Source organism: Kitasatospora sp. NPDC059646 (genome assembly GCF_042734615.1).
GTDB lineage: Bacteria > Actinomycetota > Actinomycetes > Streptomycetales > Streptomycetaceae > Kitasatospora.
The window spans coordinates 1-20,409 of the sequence record NZ_JBHWDS010000081.1 but is presented as its reverse complement, the minus strand read 5'-3'; the positions used below and the strand labels follow the sequence as shown (position 1 = coordinate 20,409).

Annotated in this window: 16 protein-coding genes; 6 read left to right on the top strand and 10 right to left on the bottom strand. The window is 72.7% G+C overall.

All coding sequences use genetic code 11. From position 1 onward, the window contains the following. Nucleotide 1 precedes the first annotated feature (1 nt). Nucleotides 2-2,128, top strand: a complete 2,127-nt coding sequence (locus tag ACFV1L_RS34680; RefSeq protein WP_380373851.1) for a 3-hydroxyacyl-CoA dehydrogenase NAD-binding domain-containing protein — start codon at nt 2-4, stop codon at nt 2,126-2,128. 99 nt (nt 2,129-2,227) lie between these two features. Next, nucleotides 2,228-2,815 carry an alpha/beta fold hydrolase gene (locus tag ACFV1L_RS34675; protein ID WP_380373848.1) on the top strand — a complete coding sequence of 196 codons (588 nt, stop codon included), beginning with the start codon at nt 2,228-2,230 and terminating at the stop codon, nt 2,813-2,815. On the opposite strand, the gene ACFV1L_RS34670 is transcribed toward ACFV1L_RS34675, so the two are convergent. The 7 genes from ACFV1L_RS34670 to ACFV1L_RS34640 form a co-directional block, all read right to left on the bottom strand. Next, a complete protein-coding gene (locus tag ACFV1L_RS34670; RefSeq protein WP_380373846.1) occupies nt 2,802-3,254 on the bottom strand; it encodes a hypothetical protein in 453 nt (150 codons plus the stop codon). The genes ACFV1L_RS34675 and ACFV1L_RS34670 overlap by 14 nt on opposite strands. An 11-nt stretch (nt 3,255-3,265) precedes the next feature. After that, on the bottom strand, nt 3,266-4,780 hold the full coding sequence (locus tag ACFV1L_RS34665; protein WP_380373843.1) for an ArnT family glycosyltransferase: 1,515 nt from the start codon (nt 4,778-4,780) through the stop codon (nt 3,266-3,268). A gap of 134 nt (nt 4,781-4,914) precedes the next feature. Further along, nucleotides 4,915-6,816 carry a 1-deoxy-D-xylulose-5-phosphate synthase gene (gene dxs / locus ACFV1L_RS34660; protein ID WP_380373840.1) on the bottom strand — a complete coding sequence of 634 codons (1,902 nt, stop codon included), beginning with the start codon at nt 6,814-6,816 and terminating at the stop codon, nt 4,915-4,917. 205 nt (nt 6,817-7,021) lie between these two features. Then, the gene (locus ACFV1L_RS34655; protein WP_380373838.1) at nt 7,022-8,278 is read right to left on the bottom strand and encodes a sugar ABC transporter permease; all 1,257 of its coding nucleotides are present in this window, start codon (nt 8,276-8,278) and stop codon (nt 7,022-7,024) included. After that, nucleotides 8,275-9,063 (bottom strand): ATP-binding cassette domain-containing protein, encoded by a 789-nt coding sequence (locus ACFV1L_RS34650; protein ID WP_043909960.1) that lies wholly within the window; start codon nt 9,061-9,063, stop codon nt 8,275-8,277. The genes ACFV1L_RS34655 and ACFV1L_RS34650 overlap by 4 nt, the downstream gene beginning before the upstream one ends. Before the next feature lie 139 nt (nt 9,064-9,202). Next, nucleotides 9,203-10,297, bottom strand: a complete 1,095-nt coding sequence (locus tag ACFV1L_RS34645) for a sugar ABC transporter substrate-binding protein (RefSeq protein WP_380373835.1) — start codon at nt 10,295-10,297, stop codon at nt 9,203-9,205. 189 nt (nt 10,298-10,486) lie between these two features. Continuing rightward, entirely contained in the window at nt 10,487-11,656 is a 1,170-nt protein-coding gene (locus tag ACFV1L_RS34640) for an ROK family protein (RefSeq protein ID WP_380373833.1), read from the bottom strand. Nucleotides 11,657-11,818: 162 nt separating this feature from the next. Between ACFV1L_RS34640 and pepN the strand changes: the two genes are divergently transcribed. Next, entirely contained in the window at nt 11,819-14,383 is a 2,565-nt protein-coding gene (gene pepN, locus ACFV1L_RS34635; RefSeq protein ID WP_380373830.1) for an aminopeptidase N, read from the top strand. 125 nt (nt 14,384-14,508) lie between these two features. Here the strand turns inward: pepN and ACFV1L_RS34630 are convergent, their stop codons facing one another. Beyond that, nucleotides 14,509-16,026 (bottom strand): sensor histidine kinase, encoded by a 1,518-nt coding sequence (locus ACFV1L_RS34630; protein WP_380373828.1) that lies wholly within the window; start codon nt 16,024-16,026, stop codon nt 14,509-14,511. Continuing rightward, nucleotides 16,023-16,727 carry a response regulator transcription factor gene (locus ACFV1L_RS34625; RefSeq protein WP_380373825.1) on the bottom strand — a complete coding sequence of 235 codons (705 nt, stop codon included), beginning with the start codon at nt 16,725-16,727 and terminating at the stop codon, nt 16,023-16,025. Before ACFV1L_RS34625 ends, ACFV1L_RS34630 begins: the two co-directional genes overlap by 4 nt. Before the next feature lie 180 nt (nt 16,728-16,907). On the opposite strand from ACFV1L_RS34625, the gene ACFV1L_RS34620 reads away from it, so the two are divergent. The 3 genes from ACFV1L_RS34620 to ACFV1L_RS34610 are packed head-to-tail and all read left to right on the top strand — an operon-like array spanning nt 16,908 to nt 19,464. Beyond that, nucleotides 16,908-18,266, top strand: coding sequence for a ferric reductase-like transmembrane domain-containing protein (locus ACFV1L_RS34620; RefSeq protein WP_380373822.1), 1,359 nt, complete (start codon nt 16,908-16,910; stop codon nt 18,264-18,266). 17 nt (nt 18,267-18,283) lie between these two features. Continuing rightward, complete coding sequence (locus ACFV1L_RS34615; RefSeq protein WP_380373819.1) at nt 18,284-18,748, top strand: FMN-binding protein; 465 nt, start codon at nt 18,284-18,286, stop codon at nt 18,746-18,748. Between the two features lie 29 nt (nt 18,749-18,777). After that, nucleotides 18,778-19,464: an FAD:protein FMN transferase gene (locus ACFV1L_RS34610; protein ID WP_380373870.1), complete on the top strand. Its 687-nt coding sequence runs from the start codon at nt 18,778-18,780 to the stop codon at nt 19,462-19,464. A 47-nt stretch (nt 19,465-19,511) separates the two neighbouring features. Here the strand turns inward: ACFV1L_RS34610 and ACFV1L_RS34605 are convergent, their stop codons facing one another. Then, entirely contained in the window at nt 19,512-20,231 is a 720-nt protein-coding gene (locus tag ACFV1L_RS34605; protein WP_380373817.1) for a hypothetical protein, read from the bottom strand. Nucleotides 20,232-20,409 lie beyond the last annotated feature (178 nt).

The following is a 20,409-nucleotide window of genomic DNA, read 5'->3' as shown; positions in this document are numbered from 1 at the left end:
CATGAGCACCACTGAGATGCTGCAGCGCGCCGCCGAGCTGTTCCCCGGCGAGGTCGTCACCACCGCGCACGTGCGCCACCTGGACCTGCCGCTGCAGGCCGGCAAGCTGGCGCTGATCACCCTGGACAACGGCTTCGACCACACCAAGCCGACCACCTTCGGCCCGGGTTCGCTGGCCAAGCTGTCCGAGGCGCTGGACCAGGTCGAGGCCGAGGCCGCCGAGGGCAAGGTGGTCGCCGTCGCGATCACCGGCAAGCCGTTCATCTTCGCGGTCGGCGCCGACCTCAAGGGCGTCGAGGTGCTCAAGGAGCACTCGGACGCGCTGGCCATCGGCAAGGGCGGCCACGACGTCTTCAAGCGGATCGCCGCGCTGCCCGTCCCCTCCTTCGCGTTCTACAACGGCGCGGCGATGGGCGGCGGCGTCGAGGTCGGCCTGCACTGCAGCTACCGGACCGTCAGCGCGGGCGTCCCGGCGTTCTCGCTGCCCGAGGTCTTCCTCGGCCTGGTCCCCGGCTGGGGCGGCTGCACGCTGCTGCCGAACCTGATCGGCCCGGCCAAGGCGGTCAAGGTCATCGTCGAGAACTCGATGGCCCAGAACAAGCAGCTCAAGGGCAAGGAGGTGTTCGAGCTCGGCATCGCGGACGCGATCTTCGAGCCGGCCGACTTCCTGGAGCAGTCGCTGCTGTGGACGGCCAAGGTGCTCAAGGGCGACGTCGTCGTCGAGCGCGAGGAGTTCGACCGCGGCAAGGCGTGGGACGACGCCGTGCTGTGGGGCCGCTGGGTCGCCGACGCCAAGGTGCACGGGGCCGCTCCGGCCGCGTACAAGGCGCTCGACATCATCCAGCAGGTCAAGGACGGCGACCTGCAGGCCGGCTTCGACGCCGAGGACGCGGCGCTGGCCGACCTGATCATGAGCGGTGAGCTGCGCGCCGGCCTGTACGCCTTCAACCTGGTGCAGCGCCGCGCGAAGAAGCCGTTCGGCGCGCCGGACAAGTCGCTGGCCCGCCCGGTCACCAAGGTCGGTGTCGTCGGCGCCGGTCTGATGGCCTCCCAGCTGGCGCTGCTGTTCGCGCGCCGCCTGGAGGTGCCGGTGGTGCTCACCGACATCGACCAGGAGCGCATCGACAAGGGCGTGGGCTACGTCCACGGCGAGATCGACAAGCTGCTGGCGAAGGGCCGCATCGGCGGCGACAAGGCCAACAAGCTGAAGGGCCTGGTCTCCGGCCACCTCGACAAGGCCGTGGCGTTCGGCGACGCGGACTTCGTCATCGAGGCCGTGTTCGAGGAGATGGGCGTCAAGCAGAAGGTGTTCGCGGAGCTGGAGGCGGTGGTCTCGCCGACCACCATCCTGGCCACCAACACCTCCTCGCTGTCGGTCACCGAGATGGCCTCCAAGCTCCAGCACCCGGAGCGCGTGGTCGGCTTCCACTTCTTCAACCCGGTCGCGATCCTCCCGCTGCTGGAGATCGTCCGGGCCGAGAAGACCGACGACGCCTCGCTGGCCACCGCGTTCGGTGTCGCCAAGAAGCTGAAGAAGACCGCGGTCCTCACCAAGGACGCCCCGGCGTTCGTGGTCAACCGCATCCTGACCCGCTTCATGGGCGAGATCCAGAACATCATCGACGAGGGCACCCCGTTCGAGACCGTCGAGGCCGCGGTGAAGCCGCTCGGCCTGCCGATGTCGCCGATCGCCCTGCTCGAACTGGTCGGCCCGGCCATCGCCCTGCACGTCTCCGAGACCCTGCACGGCGCGTTCCCGGAGCGGTTCACCGTCTCCGAGAACCTCGGCAAGGTCGTGAAGGCCGGCAAGCGCGGCTTCTACATCTGGCAGGACGGCGCCCAGGTCCTCGACCCCGAGGTCCTCGCCCTCCTCACCTTCGGCGACTCCGTCCTGACGGAGGACCAGGTCCGCGCCCGCGCCCTGGAGGCCGTCGCCCAGGAGATCGGCCTGATGCTCGACGAGGGCGTCGTCGGCGAGGCGCAGGACATCGACCTGTGCATGATCACCGGCGCCGGCTGGCCGTTCCACCTCGGCGGCATCACCCCGTACCTCGACCGCGAGGGCGTCTCCGAGCGCGTCAACGGCAAGAAGTTCCTGGCCCCGGGCCTGGCTTCGGTCCCCGCCTGACGAACCGCTGACGGGCGGCATCCCCCTCCTTCGGGACGGGGGTGCCGCCCTTCGGCGTTGTATGCTGCCGGTTCTTTTCGCCCGAAGGGGGACGGCGCGGTGCTGGTGCTGGTGCACGGCGGGTTGTGGGACGACGGGATGGACGGCGAGCGGTTCTGGGGGCGGACCGGGGTGGCCGCCGGCCTGCGGGGCGAGGGGCTGGCGGTGACGGCGCCGGACCGGGCGATGCGGGCGGGCAGTTGGGACGCGGAGGCGGAGCACCTGGCGGCGGCGCTGCCGGACCGGCCGGTGGTCCTGGTGGCGGGCTCGAACGGCTGCTCGGCGGCGGTGCGGCTGGCCCTCGCACGGCCCGGGCGGGTGCGCGGGCTGCTGCTGTGCTGGCCCGCGACGGCGGGCGACGCGCCGGTGGACGGGCGGCTGCCCGCCGAGGCGGTGCCGCTGCTCGCCGGCGGGGTGCTGCGCGGCGTCCGCGACGAGGAGTTGACGGGCCTTCGGATGCCGGTGGGGGTGCTGCCGTCGGTGCCGGAGAACCCGGTGCACCGGCGGTGGACGGCGGACGCGCTGCTGGCGCTGGTTCCGGGTGCGGTGGAGCTGCCGGGGTGCCCGGAGCCGCCGCATCCGCTGTTCCGGCCGGGGCCGCTGGTGGCCGCGGTGGCGGGGTTCGCGGCGGGGCTCAGGCGTCCTTGAGCCAGCTCTCGGTGCGGCGGTGCCGGCCGAGGCCGACGGCGTCGAACTCGTCGGGGCGGCCGTCGGCGCGGGCTCCGAGGTGGCGCAGGGCCAGCGAGATCGGGCTGCCGGTCGAGGCGGTCAGCGGGCCGAGGGCGAGGGCGCCGCGGTCCCAGACGGCGACGGACTGGTCGCCGGTGCCGCCGAAGATGTCGGCCTCGACGTACGCGACGGGACCGGTCGCGGACCAGGCGGCGAGGGTGCGGTCGAAGCCGCCCGGGAGCATCCGGAACGGGGCCAGGCCGGGGGCGCCGTCCCGGACCGCCTCGTCCAGGTCGTCGCTCATCGGGAGCAGCGCGAGGCCCTGGGCCAGCGGGACGACGCGGGTGCCGGGGAGGCCGGTCGCGGTGGCCCGGAGCAGCGTCTCGGCCGCGACCACGGCCTCCAGGTAGTAGCCCATCGTCGGCGGTCCTACTTCTTGAGGCGGTAGATGACGGTGTCTCCGGTGACGCCGACGACCTCGTAGTGGGTGGAGAGGAGGGTGGCGATGCGGGGGACCAGGTCGGGCTGGTAGGGGGCGGTGCCGGAGTCGTCGACGACCACCTCGGGGAAGCCGTTGGTGGAGATCTCGTTGTCGAACGTCTGCCAGGCCTCGTCGACGGAGTACTGCTCGCCGACCTTCTCGGTGCCCTTGCCGCCGCTGAAGTTGGTGAGGAAGCCGGCGGTGAGGTAGCGGGTGGCGGGGCGCCGGTCGGCGAGCCAGTAGACCTCGGGGTGCATGCCCCAGACCAGCAGCTTGTCCTTGGGGGTGGTCTGGGCGGCGACGGCGGTGGCGACCTCGGTGGTCTGGGTGAGGCGCTGGCCGGGCCAGAACACGGCGAGGCCGAGGAAGAAGCTGCTGGCGACGGCGGTGTAGACCAGGACGGGCCGCCAGGAGATCGCGGAGGTGGCGACGGCGCCGACGCCGAGCAGGACCAGCGGCGGCATCAGCTGGAGGTAGTAGTGGCCGAAGAAGTGGAAGCCGACGGAGACGGCGATCACGGAGGAGGCGAGCCACATCCAGAGGTCGACGGTGGATCCGTGCTCGCGGCCGCGGGCGGGGACGGGTCGTCGGCGGTGGCGCAGCCACAGGCGGTGCGCGGCGGGCAGCAGGAAGGCCAGGCCGGCGCTCATCAGGATGGCGGAGTTGCCGAGGGCGCGGCCGAGCATCTGGGGCCAGTTGGAGCCGAGCCCGGCGTAGTCGCCGGAGCCGGTGACGACCCAGAACAGGAAGCCCTTGGGCTTGGTGAGGATGACGGCGACCAGCGCTATCGGCAGGGCGAACCCGAAGCCGATCTTGGCGAGTGCGGGGGGCCAGCGGACGCCGCGGCGGCGGCTGTCCTGGAGGAGCATCCACAGCACGGGGAGCAGGACGGCGCCGCCGGTCTGCTTGGTGAGCGAGCAGAGCGCGACCGCGATGCCGGCGGCCAGCCAGCGCCGGCGCTCCGCGTAGCGGAAGGCGGCGACCATGGCGGGCAGCATGAAGACTTCGAAGGTGGCGGCCTGGGTGTCCTCGGGCGACAGCCCGATGGAGACCAGCAGGTAGAGGACGCCGGCGTAGCGTCCGGCCCGGTCGCCCCAGCGGCCGCGGGCGAGCGAGGCGAGCAGGATCGCGGTGGCGAGGTGGGCGACGATCGCGAGGGTGCGCAGCGGCCAGAGCGAGGCGGAGCCGAAGAGCGCGAAGCAGGCTTCGTAGAGCCAGGGCAGCAGCGGGGGTTTGCGGTCGACGACGGTGTCGTAGAGGACGCCGCCGTCGGCGAGCATCCGGGCCTGGGTGGCGAGGTAGCCCTCGTCGGGGCTCCACACGGGGCGCAGGAAGGACGGCAGGTGGGTCAGCGTGGCCACGACCGCGAGCAGCGGGACCAGTCTGGTCCAGTACCCGGTGCGGACGCGCTCTGGGAGGCGCTCGGCGAGGGTACGCGGGCTGCTCGTGAGGGTGTGGGACACGGGTGACAACCTACCGGGCGTGGACGGCGTAGTCAGTGACAGTCCACGAATGAGTGCGACAGTCCGACAATAAGCGCACCGTCACTGGGCCGAAGGGCGGTCCGGTGACGGTGCGCTCGGGGGATTCCGGGCGGTCAGCTCCGGGCGAAGGAGCGGGTGCTGACCAGGGCTTCGATCTTCTTGGCGATCGCCGGGGCGGTCAGCCCGATCTCCTCCAGGATCTCGCCGCGCGAGGCGTGGTCGAGGAACTCCTGCGGGATGCCGAAGTCGCGCAGCGGCACGTCCACGTCGGCGTCGCGCAGCGCCTGCGCGATCGCCGCACCGACGCCGCCGGCCCGGCCGTTGTCCTCGACGGTGACGACCAGGCGGTGCTGGGCGGCCAGGCCCGGCAGCGCGGCGTCGACCGGCTTGACCCAGCGCGGGTCGACCACGGTGCTGGTGATGCCCTGGGCGGCGAGCAGCTCGGCGGCCTCCAGGCAGAGCGGGGCCATCGCGCCGATCGAGACGATCAGCACGTCCGCGGCCTCGTCGGCGGAGCCGTCCTCGGGGCGGCGCAGCACGTCCATGCCGCCGACGGTGCCGACGGCGGGGACGGCCGGGCCGACGTTGCCCTTGGAGTAGCGGACCACGGTGGGCGCGTCGGCGACCTCGACGGCCTCGCGCAGCTGGAGCCGGACCTGCTCGGCGTCGCGCGGGGCGGCGAGCCGCAGGCCGGGGACGACCTGGAGGATCGACATGTCCCACATGCCGTTGTGGGAGGCACCGTCGGTGCCGGTGACGCCGGCCCGGTCGAGCACGAAGGTGACGCCCAGCCTGTGCAGCGCGACGTCCATCAGCACCTGGTCGAACGCCCGGTTCAGGAACGTCGCGTAGACCGCGACCACCGGGTGCAGGCCGTTGGTGGCGAGGCCGGCGGCGCACACCGCGGCGTGCTGCTCGGCGATGCCGACGTCGAAGATCCGGTCCGGGTACGCCTTGGCGAACGGCGCCAGGCCGACCGGGTGCAGCATGGCGGCGGTGATGGCGACCAGGTCGCGGCGCTCGCGGCCGAGCGCGACCATCTCCTCGCCGAACACCGACGTCCAGTCCTTGCCGGCGGTCTTGACCGGCAGGCCGGTGTCGGGGTGGATGACGCCGACCGCGTGGAAGCGGTCCTCGTCGTTGTTCTCGGCGGCGTGGTAGCCGCGGCCCTTCTCGGTGATGCAGTGCACGATGACCGGGCCGCCGAAGTTGCGGGCCTTGGTGAACGCGGACTCCAGCGCCTGCAGGTCGTGGCCGTCGATGGGGCCGAGGTACTTCAGGCCGAGGTCCTCGAACATGCCCTGCGGGGCGATGAAGTCCTTCAGGCCCTTCTTGGCGCCGTGCAGGGTGTCGAACATCGCCTGGCCGACCACGGGGGTGCGCTGCAGCGCGTCCTTGCCCCAGGACAGGAAGCGCTCGTAGCCCTGGGTGGTGCGCAGGGTGGCGAGGTGGTTGGCGAGGCCGCCGATGGTCGGCGAGTAGGACCGCTCGTTGTCGTTGACGACGATGACGATCGGCAGGTCCTGGCTGTCGGCGATGTTGTTCAGCGCCTCCCAGGCCATGCCGCCGGTGAGCGCGCCGTCGCCGATCACGGCGACCACGGGGCGGTCCTTGTGGCCCTGGATCTTGTTGGCCTTGGCGAGGCCGTCGGCGTAGCCGAGGACGGTCGAGGCGTGCGAGTTCTCGATCACGTCGTGCTCGGACTCGGCGCGCGAGGGGTAGCCGGACAGGCCGCCCTTCATCTTGAGCCGGGAGAAGTCCTGACGGCCGGTCAGCAGCTTGTGGACGTAGCTCTGGTGGCCGGTGTCGAACAGGATCCGGTCGCGCGGGGAGTCGAACACCCGGTGCATGGCGATGGTCAGTTCGACCACGCCGAGGTTGGGCCCGAGGTGGCCACCGGTCTTGGAGACCTCCTCCACCAGGAAGCCGCGGATCTCCTCGGCGAGCTCCGCGAGCTGCGCGGGCGTGAGTCGATCGAGATCGCGCGGTCCCCGAATGCGGGTCAGCAGGGCCACCCGTTCCTCCTCGTCCAAGTTCTCGCGCCCGCATGGGCCCGGAGGGCGTACGCCCCGCTTGAGTCTAATGTCCATTACCCGGGCGTAGTGCGGCGGGCAACCCCGACCCCCTGTTCGGGTGGCGGGGGCGGAAAAGCGCCGAACCGCGCGACCGGCCCCGGTATGGCGGGGTGTCTGCCGGTCGCGCGGTCGCGGGTGGTGCGGGTCAGCCGCGTCCGTTGGACTTCTGGGTGCGGCGGGAGACCGAGTCCAGGACCACCGCGGCGAGCAGCACCGCGCCGGTGATCATGTACTGGATGGCCTGCTGGGCGTGGATCATGTCCAGGCCGGTGGTGATGGACTGCAGGACCAGGATGCCGAGCAGCGCCGACCACAGCTTGCCGCGGCCGCCGAACAGGCTGGTGCCGCCGATGACGGCCGCCGCGATGGCGTTCATCAGCATGGTGCCGCTGCCGAGCGACTTGTCCGCCGAGCCCTGCTGGGAGGCGATGAACAGGCCGCCGAAGCCGGCCAGGCCGGCCGAGATCATGTACACCGAGGTGCGCACCCAGGCGACGTTGATGCCGGCCCGGCGGGCCGCCTCGATGCCGCCGCCGACCGCGAAGATCTGCCGGCCGTAGGTGGTGCGGCGGAGCACGAAGTCGCCGATCGCGACGATGCCGACGAACAGCACCAGCGGCAGCGGCAGGCCGCGGTCCTGGTTGAGCATGTAGGCGACCACCAGCGCGACCACGGCGAGCGCGCCGGTGCGCAGGGCGATCTCGGCGACCGGGCGGGCCGGCAGGCCGGCGGCGCTGCGGCGGCGGGCGTCGAACAGCTGGCCGGCGGCGAACAGCGCGATGGCGAGGACCGCGAACAGCCAGGCCCAGAGGATGTCGCCGTCGCCCAGGAAGTAGGTGTCCAGGTTGGCGATGACGCCGTCGTTGAGGTTGTTGACGGTGCCGAGGTTGCCGATGACCAGGTGCTGCAGGCCGAGCCAGGCCTGCATGCCGGCCAGCGTGACCAGCAGCGCGGGCACGCCGACCTTGGAGAAGAAGAAGCCGTGCACGGCGCCCATGGCGACCGCGGCCGCGATGCCGATCAGCACCGCCAGCCACTCGTTGACGCCCTGACGGGCCGCCAGCACCGAGGAGATCGCGGCGGTGACGCCGGCGATCGAGCCGAGCGACAGGTCGATCTCGCCGAGCAGCAGCACGAAGACCACGCCGGCGGCGATCAGGCCGGGGCCGGCGATCCACTTGCTGATGTTGGTGATGTTGTCGGCGTTGAGGAAGGAGCCGGTCTTCCACTGGAAGATGGCCGCGATGATGATCAGGCCGACCACGACCGGCAGCGAGCCGATCTCGCCGCTGCGCAGCTTGCGGCCGAACTCCTCGAAGTAGCCGGCCAGGCCCTCCTTGCGGACCAGCAGGCGCGGGTCGACGGCGGGCGGGGTGGGCGTGGTGGGGGTCTCGGTGCTCACTTGGCGTCCTCCGCGATACGGGCCTGACGACGGGTCACCGCGTTGTCGGTGGCGCCGGTGATGGCGGAGATGATCTCCTCGTGCGAGGTGGTGGCCACCTCGAAGCTGCCGTTGTTGCGGCCCAGGCGGAGCACCGCGACGGTGTCCGCGACGGCCTTGACGTCGGCCATGTTGTGGCTGATCAGGATCACGCCGAGGCCGCGCTCGCGCAGCCGCTCGACCAGGTCGAGGACCTGGGCGGTCTGCTCGACGCCGAGGGCGGCGGTGGGCTCGTCCAGGATGACGATCTTCGGGTCGCCGACCAGGGCGCGGGCGATCGCGACGACCTGGCGCTGGCCGCCGGAGAGGCCGGCGATCGGGATCCGGACGCTGGGGATGCGGATCGACAGGGTGTCGAGGAGTTCGCGGGCGCGCTTCTCCATGGCGACCTCGTCCAGGGTGCCGAAGCGCTTGAGCTCGCGGCCGAGGAACAGGTTGCCGACCACGTCGAGGTTGTCGCAGAGCGCGAGGTCCTGGTAGACGGTGGCGATGCCGAGCGCCTGGGCGTCGTGCGGGCGGCCGATGGAGACCGGCTTGCCCTCCCACTCGATGACGCCCTCGTCGATCGGGTGGACGCCCGCGATGGTCTTGACCAGGGTGGACTTTCCGGCGCCGTTGTCGCCGACCAGGGCGACGACCTCGCCCGCATGGACCTCCAGCTGCACGTCGGTGAGTGCCTGGACGGCGCCGAAGCGCTTGGAGACCCCGCGCAACGCCAGTACGGGTGCGCCTGTCACGTGAACCATCTCCTTGAGTTCCGTGTCGGACCTGACGTTTCCGGCACGGGCTACCCGCGTGCCGGGCCGGGCACGCGGGGTGGGACTGCGAAGCGAAAGGGGCCGGCGGGGGCCTCCGGGTGGTCAGGAAGCCCCCGCCAGGCGGGTGTTACTGCAGGCCGGCCGCGGTGCAGGCGGCGGCGAAGTCGGCGGTGCAGATGTCCGAGACCTTGTACAGCTTGTCGGCGATCACGGTGTCCTTGATGTTCGCCTTGGTGACGACCTTCGGCTCCAGCAGGGTGGCCGGGATGCCCTTGTCGGTGTCGCTGTCGATCGTCGAGGTGGCGACGGACTTGATGTCCTTGCCCTGCAGCAGGTCGACGGCGAGCTCGGCGGCGCCGTCGGCCAGCGGCTTGTAGGCCTTGTAGATCGTGTAGGCCTGGTCGCCGGAGACCAGGCGCTGGATCGCGTCCAGGCCCGCGTCCTGGCCGCCGACCGGGACGTTGATGCCCTGCGACTTCAGCTGGGTGATGATCGCGCCGGCCATGCCGTCGTTGGCGGAGTAGACGGCCTGGAAGCCGTCCTTGCCGAGCGAGGAGATGGCGGCGCCGATCTTCTGGCCGGCGACGGTGGGCTTCCACTCGCCGCTCTGCTCGTAGACGACCCGCTTGACCTTGCCGTCGAGCACCTTGTGCGCACCGGACTTGAACTTGCCGGCGTTCGGGTCGGCGTCGTCGCCGTTGATCATGACGATGTTGGCGTCGGCGGCCTTGGCGCCGAGGGCCTCGACCAGGGCCTGGCCCTGGAGCTCGCCGACCTTCTCGTTGTCGAAGGAGACGTACGCGGAGACCGGACCGGTGGCCAGGCGGTCGTACGCGATGACCTTGACGCCCTTGCCGGCGGCCTCCTTCACCCAGGACTGGGTGGCCTTGGCGTCGAACGCGTCGAGGATGATCACCTTGACGCCCTGGGCGATCAGGGTGTCGAACTGCTGCTTCTGCTTCGCGGCGGAACCCTCGGCGTTGCTGTACTCGACCTTGCAGTCGGCGCAGAGCTCGTGGACCTTCGCCTCGATGAACGGCTTGTCGAAGGACTCGTAGCGGGTCGAGGACGCGTTCTCCGGCAGCAGCAGGCCGATCGACTTGTTGTTGCCCGAGGCCGCGTCGTTCTTCTTGTCACTGCCGGCCTTGCCACAGGCGGCCATGGTCAGAGCCATCGAGACAGCGGCGGTGCCGACGACAACGCGACGCATCATTGCGTTCATGGTGGGGGGTGCCTCCCTGACAGAGCCGCAACGTTGCGGCGAGGTGGGCAGGAGTCAACCCCGTCACCGAGCTTGTCGTCAATAAGTAAACCTTGAGGCCCTCGGATTCAAACCCTTTCGTTATCTTCCTGAAGGCTGACCCGAGATCGGACGGCCCGTCAGGGGCCGTCCGGCACCCCTCCCGGCGGCTCAGAGCCCGCCCGTCTCCCCCATCTCGCTCATCACCAGCGCCAGCGCCCCGAGCACCTCGGCACGGCCGCCCAGCGTCCCCGGAACGACCGACAGCTGGCGGGCCGCGCTGGGGATCGCGTACCGGGCCACCGAGTCCCGGATCGGGGAAAGCACCAGTTCACCGGCCTCGGCCAGGTCGCCGCCGAGGATCACCCGGCGCGGGTTGAGCAGGTTGCACAGGGTGGCCACGCCCATGCCGATCTGGCGGCCGGCGTCGGCGATCACCCGGCGGCAGCCCAGATCGCCCTGCTGGGCCAGCTGCACCACCCTTCCGAGCGTCAGCCCGCCCGGATGGTTGGCGTTCAAGAGGTTGAGCAGGTAACGGGAGCCCACGAAGGTCTCCAGGCAGCCGCGGTTGCCGCAGCGGCACACCGGCCCCGCCTCGTCCAGCACGATGTGCCCGATCTCGCCGGCGGTGCCGCCCGGGCCCCGGTAGATCTGACCGTTGATCACCAGGCCGGCGCCGACGCCGCTGGCCACCTTGATGTACGCCAGGTCGCCCAGGCCCCGCCCGGCGCCCCACACCAGTTCGCCCAGCGCGCCCAGGTTGGCGTCGTTGTCCACATGCACCGGCATGCCCAGCCGGCGGGCCAGCTCCTGGCCGGGCGTCACCCCGGTCCAGCCGGGCAGGATCGCGGTCGAGCCGAGCGCCCCGGTCTCCACGTCGATCGGCCCCGGCACGCCCAGGCCCACGCCGATCACCTTGTCGGCCTGGAAGCCGGCCTGCTCCAGCAGCCGCGCCACCATCCGCTCGGCCAGGTCGAAGCCCTGCTGCGCGGAGACGTCCACGTCCAGCGGCTCGCTCTCCTCGGCCAGCACCCGGTGCGCCAGGTTGCCGACCGCCACCCGCAGGTGGGTGTGGCCGAAGTCCACGCCCACCACGATCCCGGCGTCCCCGCTCAGCGAGACGCTGCGCGCCCGGCGCCCGCCCGAGGAGGTGTCGGCGACCACCACGGTGCCGGACTCCTTGAGCTCCCGGACGATGTTGGACACCGTCGCGGCCGACAGCCCCGTGCCCCGGGCGATCTCGGCCTGGGTCAGCGATCCGGCCATCCGGACCGCCCGCAGCACCCGTTCGAGATTCGCCCGGTGCAGCGAGGACTGCGATCCCGGTGTGTCCGTCGACATGTTCCACCCTCCAGGGCGCCCTTGCGGTTCGTCCAAAGTTCAGCTTCAACTTCTGAACTCTATGCTCCGGTACGGATCGGAGGGGGAGTCAAGTACGAACACGGATCGTTACTCACGTGGGAGGATGCCCGGTAACCAAGCCCTGACGAAGGAGTCCTGCGAGTGCCTGGCACCAACTTGACCCGTGAGGAGGCCCGCACCCGGGCCGCGCTCCTGCATGTGGAGGCGTACGACGTCGAGCTCGACCTGAGCTCGGCGCGCGACGGCGGCACCTTCCGGTCCACCACCGTGGTCCGGTTCACCGCCACCGAGCCCGGCGCCTCCACCTTCATCGACCTGGTCGCCCCCGCCGTCTCGGAGATCGTCCTCAACGGCCGCGCGCTGCCGCTGGAGAACTTCGCCGACAGCCGGATCGCGCTGCCCGACCTGGCCGCCGAGAACGAGCTGCGGGTGGTCGCCGACTGCGCGTACACCAACACCGGCGAAGGCCTGCACCGGTTCGTCGACCCGGCCGACGGCGAGACCTACCTGTACACCCAGTTCGAGGTTGCGGACGCCCGGCGGGTGTTCCCCAACTTCGAGCAGCCCGACCTGAAGGCCGCGTTCTCCTTCACGGTCACCGCCCCGGCCGGCTGGGTCGTGGTCTCCAACTCGCCGACCCCCGAGCCCACCGGCGACGGCGACACCCGGGTGTGGAAGTTCGAGCCCACCCCGCGGATGTCCACCTACATCACCGCCCTGGTGGCCGGCCCCTACGTCGGCGTGTTCGACACCTACCAGAACGGCGCGCAGAGCGTGCCGCTCGGCGTCTACTGCCGCCCCTCGCTGCGCGAGTTCCTGGACGCCGACGCGATCTTCGCCGTCACCAAGCAGGGTTTCGACTACTTCCAGGACAAGTTCGACTTCGCCTACCCGTTCGCGAAGTACGACCAGCTGTTCGTCCCGGAGTTCAACGCCGGCGCGATGGAGAACGCGGGCGCCGTCACCCTCCGCGACCAGTACGTGTTCCGCTCCAAGGTCACCGACGCCTCCTACGAGCTGCGCGCCGCGACCATCCTGCACGAGCTCGCCCACATGTGGTTCGGCGACCTGGTCACCATGGAGTGGTGGAACGACCTCTGGCTGAACGAGTCGTTCGCCACCTTCGCCGAGGCCGTCTGCCAGGCCGAGGCCCCCGGCTCCAGGTGGCCGCACTCCTGGACCACCTTCGCCAACCAGATGAAGACCTGGGCGTACCGGCAGGACCAGCTGCCGTCCACCCACCCGATCATGGCGGAGATCAACGACCTGGAGGACGTCCAGGTCAACTTCGACGGCATCACCTACGCCAAGGGCGCCTCGGTGCTCAAGCAGCTGGTCGCCTACGTCGGCCAGGACGCCTTCTTCCAGGGCGTGCGCGCCTACTTCAAGCGCCACGCCTGGGGCAACACCCGCCTCACCGACCTGCTCGGCGCCCTGGAGGAGGCCAGCGGCCGCGACCTGCGCACCTGGTCCAAGGCCTGGCTGGAGACCGCCGGCATCAACGTGCTGCGCCCCGCGATCGAGGTCTCCGCGGACGGCGTCATCGAGTCCTTCGCCGTCCTGCAGGAAGCCCCCGCGCTGCCCGCCGGCGCCCGCGGCGAGGCCGTCCTGCGCCCGCACCGCATCGCCATCGGCCTGTACGAGCTGGTCGACGGCGACCTGGTGCGCACCGACCGGATCGAGCTCGACGTGGACGGCGAGCGCACCGAGGTCCCGCAGCTGGTCGGCCGTCGGCGGCCCGCCGTGCTGCTGCTCAACGACGACGACCTCTCCTACGCGAAGGTCCGCCTCGACGCGGACTCGCTGGCCGTCGTCACCGAGCACCTCGGCGACTTCACCGACTCGCTCCCCCGCGCGCTGTGCTGGGCCTCCGCCTGGGACATGACCCGCGACGGCGAACTCGCCACCCGCGACTACCTGTCGCTGGCGCTGTCCGGCCTGCGCCGCGAGAGCGACATCGGCGTCGTCCAGTCCGTGCACCGCCAGGTCAAGCTCGCCCTGGAGATGTACGCCGACCCGGCGTGGCGCGAGACCGGCCTGCAGCGCTGGGCCGCCGCCGCCGAGGCCGCGCTGCTCGACGCCCCCGCCGGCAGCGACCACCAGCTCGCCTGGGCCCGCGCCCTGGCCGGCTCGGCCCGGACCGACGGTCAGCTCGACCTGCTCGCCGGCCTGCTGGACGGCTCCCGCACCGTCGAGGGCCTGGCCGTCGACACCGAGCTGCGCTGGACCCTGCTCGGCCGGCTGGTCGCCACCGGCCGCGCCGACGAGGCCGCGATCGAGGCGGAGCTCGCCCGCGACAACACCTCCTCCGGCCAGGAGCACGCCGCCACCTGCCGGGCGGCCCGCCCCACCGCCGAGGCCAAGGCCGAGGCGTGGGCGTCCGTGGTGGAGTCCGACACCCTCACCAACTACGTCCAGGAGGCCGTCATCGCCGGCTTCCAGCAGCCCGACCAGCGGGACCTGCTCGCGCCGTACGCCGAGAAGTACTTCGCCGCGGTCAAGCAGGTGTGGGAGACCCGCAGCCACGAGATCTCGCAGCAGATCATCGGCGGCCTGTACCCCGCGTACGCGGTGTCGCAGGCCACCCTCGACGCGACCGACGCGTGGCTGGCCCAGGCCGACCCGGCACCGGCCCTGCGCCGCCAGGTCGTCGAGGCCCGGGCGGGCATCGAGCGGGCGCTGAAGGCGCAGGCGGCGGATCGCTGAACCGCTGACCGCTGACCGCTGACGCGGAGTCGACGGGGGCCCGGGGGATTCGTTCTCCCGGGCCCCCGGTGCGTTGTCGGGGGCTGCCCGCTGCGCGGCCACCCGCCCGAGCGGCCGGCGGGCTGTCAGGAGGGCGGCGGGGGGCGGTGGTTGGGGTCGGTGGCGGCGGGGAGGGTGATGCGGAACGAGGTCGCGCCGGGCTCGCTGCGGAGGGTGACGGTGCCGGCGTGGGCGTGGACGACGGCCTGCACGATGGCGAGGCCCAGGCCGGTGGAGCCGGTGCGGCGGGTGCGGGACGGGTCGCCGCGGACGAAGCGGTCGAAGACGTGGGGGGCGAGGTCGGCCGGGATGCCCGGCCCGTCGTCGGTGACGGTGAGGTGCACCCGGGCGGCGTCCGCTTCCAGCCGGAGGGTGACCTCGGTGCCTTCCGGGGTGTGGGTGCGGGCGTTGGCCAGCAGGTTCGCCACCACCTGGGCGAGGCGGTGCGGGTCGCCGGGCACCGTGACCGGCTCGGCGGGCAGTTCCAGCAGCCAGCGGTGCCCGGGGGCCGCGGCCCGGGCGTCGGCGGTGCAGTCCAGGGCGATCCGGGTGAGGTCGACGTCCTCGACCGCCAGCGGGCGGCCCGCGTCGAGCCGGGCGAGCAGCAGCAGGTCCTCGACCACGGTGCCCATCCGCTGCGACTCGGCGGTGATCCGCTCCAGCGAGTGCCGGACCGGTTCGGGCACCGGCCCCGGGTGCCGCAGGGCGAGTTCGGCGTGGCCGCGGACCGCGGCGACCGGGTTGCGCAGTTCGTGGCTGGCGTCGGCGGCGAATCCGCGCAGCCGCTCCTCGACGTCCTGACGGCGGGTCAGCGCGTCCCCGATGTGGCCGAGCATCCGGTTCAGCGCGGCGCCGACCCGGCCGACCTCGGTGCCCGGGTCGTCGTCCGGCACGCGCTCGCCGAGGTCGACCGCGCCGCTGGCCAGCGGCAGCGCGGAGACCCGCTCGGCGGTGGCCACCACCCGTTCCAGCGGGCGCAGGGCGAGGCGGATGCCGACCGTGCCGGCGATCGCGGCGAGGGCCAGCGCGACGGCGAACACGACGAGTTCGATCAGCAGCAGGCGCTGCACGGTCTCGTCGACGGGGTGCAGCGGCAGGCCGGTGATCAGCACGTCCCCGTCGTGGCCGGTGATGGCGGCGGCCCGGTAGTGGCCGAGCGCGGACAGTGTGAGGTCGCGCGGGCGGCCGTCCGGCGGCAGGGCGCGCAGGGTGCTGGTGTCGGCCGGGTCGAGCGGGACGGTGGCGTCGCCGTTCGCGCCCTTGGCGATCGGGACGGGGTCGTCGTCGCCGGGCGGGACGCCGCAGACCACGGAGGCGTGGGTGACCGTGCCGCCCACCAGCCGGGCGCCGAAGGTGCCGGGCGACTGGGCGCGGGTGTCGTGGCCGTTCGGGTCGGGGTGTTCGAGGCTGGCCGCGTACCGGCCGCCGGCCGAGGCCAGCTGCTGGTCGAGCCGGTCGACCAGGAAGTGCCGCAGCGCCTCGCAGGTGGCGACGCCGACGCCCACGCAGATCAGGGTGATCAGCACGAGGACGCCCGCCACCAGCCGGGCCCGCAGGGTGCGCGGACGCAGCGCGCCGGGTCTTCCGTGCTGCGCGGCGGTCATCCGGCGGGGGCCTTGAGGACGTAGCCGGCGCCGCGCACGGTGTGGATCATCGGCGGCCGGCCGGCGTCGATCTTGCGGCGCAGGTAGCTGATGTACAGCTCCACCACGTGGGCCTGGCCGCCGAAGTCGTAGGACCAGACGGCGTCCAGGATCTGCGCCTTGCTGAGCACCTGCCGGGGGTGCTCCATCAGGTGGCGCAGCAGGGCGAACTCGGTGGGGCTGAGGTCGATCGGCTCGCCGCCCCGGCTGGTCTCCCGGGCGACCGGGTCGAGCCGCAGGTCGCCGACGGTCAGGGTGCCGGGGGCGGCCGGGCCGGCGGGGGCGGCGCGGCGGAGCAGGCCGCGCAGCCGGACCACCACTTCCTCCAGACTGAACGGCTTGGTGACGTAGTCGTCGCCGCCGGCGGAGATCCCGGCGATCCGGTCCTCGACGGCGTCCCGGGCGGTCAGGAACAGCACCCGCACCTCGGGGTCGGCGGTGTGCACCCGGCGCAGCACCTCCAGCCCGTCGAAGTCGGGGAGCATGACGTCCAGCACGATGGCGTGCGGGCGCCAGTCGGCGGCGACGGTGACGGCGTCGAGGCCGCCGGTGACGCCGCGGGCCTGCCAGCCCTCGTAGCGCAGGGCGCCGCAGATCACCTCGACCAGGTCGGGTTCGTCGTCGACCACCAGGACCCGCCAGGGGCTGTCCGTGTGCTGCATGGATCCATTCTCGCGGTCCGGGATGAGAAAGCGGTGAGATCATCCGACCGCGTCCTGCCCGCGTCCACCGCCGTGACCAGCGCAGACGCCGCCCGGGCCGATTCCGGGCGGCCTTCCTTTCAGAGCGAACTGAGAGCTTTCGGTGCCACCGTGGGCCTCGCACCACCGAAGGAGGGCCCGTTGACCTCACCGACCGTCCCGACCCGGGCCGCCCGCCGTGCCGCCCCGCGTCGCGGCCTCCCGCCGGACGCCGTCCGCCACGGCGCGCTCGTCCTGATCGCCCTCGGCGCGCTCGGCGTGCTCGGCCTCTGGTGGGCCGACACCCCGCGGGTCGCCGGCGCCGCCGACTGGCTCACCGGCACCGGCCGGATCACCGGCCTGCTGGCCGGCTACGCCGCCCCCGTCCTGCTGCTGCTGATGGCCCGCGTCCCGCTCCTCGAACGCGAGGTCGGCGCCGACCGGATGGCCCGCTGGCACGCGTTCGGCGGCCGCTACCTGGTCTCGCTGGTCACCGTGCACGTGCTGACGATCATCTGGGGCTACGCACTCACCAGCGGCCAGGGCCTGTGGAACCAGGGCGTGGAGATCGTCCTCCGCTTCCCCGACATGCTGAAGGCCACCGCCGCGACCCTGCTGATCCTCGGCACCGGTGCCGTCTCCGCGCGGGCCGCCCGGCGCCGACTGGGCTACGAGACCTGGTACTACCTGCACCTGGCCACCTACCTGGCCGTCGCCCTCGGCTTCGCCCACCAGCTCACCACCGGCGCCGACCTCGCCGACGGCCCCGCGAAGGCCGGCTGGTACCTGCTGTACTTCGGCACCGCGGCGGTCCTCGGCTGGTACCGGCTGCTGCGGCCGTTCCGGCTCGACCGCCGGCACCGGCTGCGGATCGCCGAGGTCCGGACCGAGGGCCCGGGCGTCGTCTCGCTCTTCCTGACCGGCCGCCACCTGGACGGGCTCCGCGCCGAGCCCGGCCAGTTCTTCCGCCTCCAGTTCCTCGCCCCCGGCCTGCGCTGGGCCGCCAATCCGTACTCGCTGTCCGCTCCCCCGCACCCGCACTTCCTGCGCTTCACCGTCAAGGGCCTGGGCGCGCACAGCGCCGCCGTCGCCGCCCTCGCCCCCGGCACCCGCGTCCGGGCGGAGGGGCCGTACGGCGCCTTCACCGCGCGCCGCCGCCACGGCGGGCCGGTGCTGCTGCTCGGGGCGGGCGTCGGCATCACCCCGCTGCGCGCCCTGTTCGAGACCCTGCCGGGGCGCCTGACCCTGGTGCAGCGCGCCCGGCGCGCGGAGGACGTGCTGTTCCGCCACGAGCTGGCGGCGGTCGCCGCGGGCGGCCGGGGCAGGCGCGTGCACGAGCTGCTCGGCAGCCGCGAGCAGGTCGGCGACCTGGGCGCGGCCCTGCACCGGCTGGTTCCGGACCTCGCCCGCCACGAGGTGTACCTGTGCGGGCCGGAGGCGTTCACCGCCGAGGCGGTCCGCGCGCTGCGGGCGGCCGGCGTCCGGCCGTCCCGCATCCACCACGAGTCCTTCGCCTTCTAGGAGAAAGCCCCACCGCCATGCGCCGAGCCGTCATCACCGCCTCCGCGACCGCCGCCGGGGTCGTCCTGCTGCTCTCCCTGAAACCCCACGAGCCGTCCACCACCGCCGCGATCTCCTCGGCTCCCACCGGAGCCGCCGCCGGGAGCAGCGCCCCGCCGTCCGCGAGCGCCGGTGCCGGTGCCGGCGCGGGCACGGGCACGGGCACGCGGACCGTCACCGGCAGTGCGGTCAACACCCGGTACGGTCCGGTCCAGGTCAAGGTCACCCTGGAGGGCAGCGCGATCAGCCGGATCGAGGTGGTCCAGTACCCCACCCGGGACCGCCGCGACCGGGAGATCAACAGCTACGCGGTACCCCAGCTCATCCAGGAGGCGATGACCGCACAGAGCGCGAACGTCGACGTCGTCTCCGGCGCCACCTACACCAGCGACGGCTACACCCGCTCCCTGCAGAGCGCGCTCGACCAGGCGGCCAGGAAGTGACCGCGCCCCTCACCCACGTCGAGCACGTCATGGGCACGGTCTTCTCGTTCACCGTCCGCGACCCGGGCCCGCGCACCGCCGCGGCCCTCGAACGGGTCGTCGCCCGCCTGCACCGCATCGACGAGGTCTTCTCGCCGTACCGCCCCGAGAGCGAGATCAGCCGGCTCGGCCGCGGCGAACTCCCGCTCACCGCGTGCGATCCGGACGTCGCACGGGTCCTGGACCGCTGCGCCGAACTCGCCGCCGAGACCGGCGGCTACTTCACGGCGAGCCCCGGCGGACGCCTCGACCCCAGCGGCTACGTCAAGGGCTGGGCCGTCGAGGAGGCGTCCCGGGCGCTGCGCGAGTCCGGCTCCGTCCACCACTGCGTCAGCGGCGGCGGCGACGTCCAGACGGCGGGCGGCCCCTGGCGCATCGGCATCGCCGACCCGCACCGCCCCGGCGCCGTCGCCCGTGTCGTCGCCGGCCACGACCTGGCCGTCGCCACCTCCGGCACCGCCGAGCGCGGCCCGCACATCCTCGACCCCCACACCGGCCGCCCCGCGACCGCCCTCGCCTCCCTCACCCTGGTCGGCCCCCGCCTCGCCCGCCTCGACGCCCTCGCCACCGCCGCGTTCGCCATGCCCGACCCCCTCCCCTGGCTCGCCGCCCGCGCCGTCCCCGCCCTCGCCATCCACCCGGACGGCACCACCGAGCAGACCCCGGGCTTCGCCTGACGGGCCTCCGGACCCCGAAGGGCGCGGGCCGCGCTCCTGGGCAGCGGTCAGGAGCCGCTGGTGGCGAGGGCGAGGGTGGTGGCGATGACCGGGCTGGTGAAGGTGTTGGTGGCGGCGGCGGGGGCCGGGTGGTAGGAGCCCCACTTGAAGTAGTTGCGGTCGCCGTCCCAGGTGGTGCCGGTGTAGGTGGCGGTGCCGGTGGTGAAGGTCTGTTTGGCGCCGTCGAACCAGAAGTCGACGGTGCCGTCGGTGCGGCCGAACCGGATCTTCAGGGCGTAGCTGTGCCACTGGTTGTCGGCGGTGGGAGCGCTCCAGAGGGGGTGGGCGTTGTGGTCGGTGTCCCAGTTCTGGAGGCGGATGCGGCCGTCGGCGACGTCGATCTCCAGGGGGTGGTTCGCGGTACCGGTGCTGGGTGAGCACTTGAGCTGGAAGACGTAGCGGCTCTCGGCGTCCTGGATGCTCACCTTGGAGGACCAGCCGATGTAGACGGTGTCGCCGTTCGTGAGATCGGGGCCGAGCGTCTCGCAGCGCTCTTCGCCGGCGGCCTGCACCGCCCGCCACGCCTTGCCCTTGGCGGGGTCGGTGACGACGCCGAAGTTGCCGGCCCGGCACTGGACGGCGGTGAAGGAGGACGGGCCGGTCGCGGTGGAGGGCGTCCAGATGATCCGGCCGGTGGCGGCGTGGCCGGGCGCGGCGGGCGCGAGCAGTGCGGCGAGTGCCGTGGCGGAGGCCAGGGCGAGCGTCCGGCGGTGGGTGGGACGGGGCATGCGCACTCCCGGGTGACGGAGGGTCGGCGGGTGCGGGGACTCCCGCCCGTGGGCACACCTGATGCTGCGTCACCTGTCGTGCTCCCGCCACCGTCTCGGCGCGACTCGTCCGAAAAACGGGGGCGGGGAGGGCAACGGCGACTGCCGGGGCGGCCGGAAATGGCTTGGCCGCCCCGGC

Coding starts and splice junctions, on each gene's coding strand:
- ACFV1L_RS34605 (WP_380373817.1), bottom strand. CDS start 20,231: ATGCCCCGTCCCACCCACCGCCGGACGCTCGCCCTGGCCTCCGCCACG.
- ACFV1L_RS34630 (WP_380373828.1), bottom strand. CDS start 16,026: ATGACCGCCGCGCAGCACGGAAGACCCGGCGCGCTGCGTCCGCGCACC.
- ACFV1L_RS34645 (WP_380373835.1), bottom strand. CDS start 10,297: ATGAACGCAATGATGCGTCGCGTTGTCGTCGGCACCGCCGCTGTCTCG.
- ACFV1L_RS34610 (WP_380373870.1), top strand. CDS start 18,778: ATGGGCACGGTCTTCTCGTTCACCGTCCGCGACCCGGGCCCGCGCACC.
- ACFV1L_RS34625 (WP_380373825.1), bottom strand. CDS start 16,727: ATGCAGCACACGGACAGCCCCTGGCGGGTCCTGGTGGTCGACGACGAA.
- ACFV1L_RS34670 (WP_380373846.1), bottom strand. CDS start 3,254: ATGGGCTACTACCTGGAGGCCGTGGTCGCGGCCGAGACGCTGCTCCGG.
- ACFV1L_RS34650 (WP_043909960.1), bottom strand. CDS start 9,063: ATGGTTCACGTGACAGGCGCACCCGTACTGGCGTTGCGCGGGGTCTCC.
- ACFV1L_RS34640 (WP_380373833.1), bottom strand. CDS start 11,656: ATGTCGACGGACACACCGGGATCGCAGTCCTCGCTGCACCGGGCGAAT.
- ACFV1L_RS34615 (WP_380373819.1), top strand. CDS start 18,284: ATGCGCCGAGCCGTCATCACCGCCTCCGCGACCGCCGCCGGGGTCGTC.
- ACFV1L_RS34680 (WP_380373851.1), top strand. CDS start 2: ATGAGCACCACTGAGATGCTGCAGCGCGCCGCCGAGCTGTTCCCCGGC.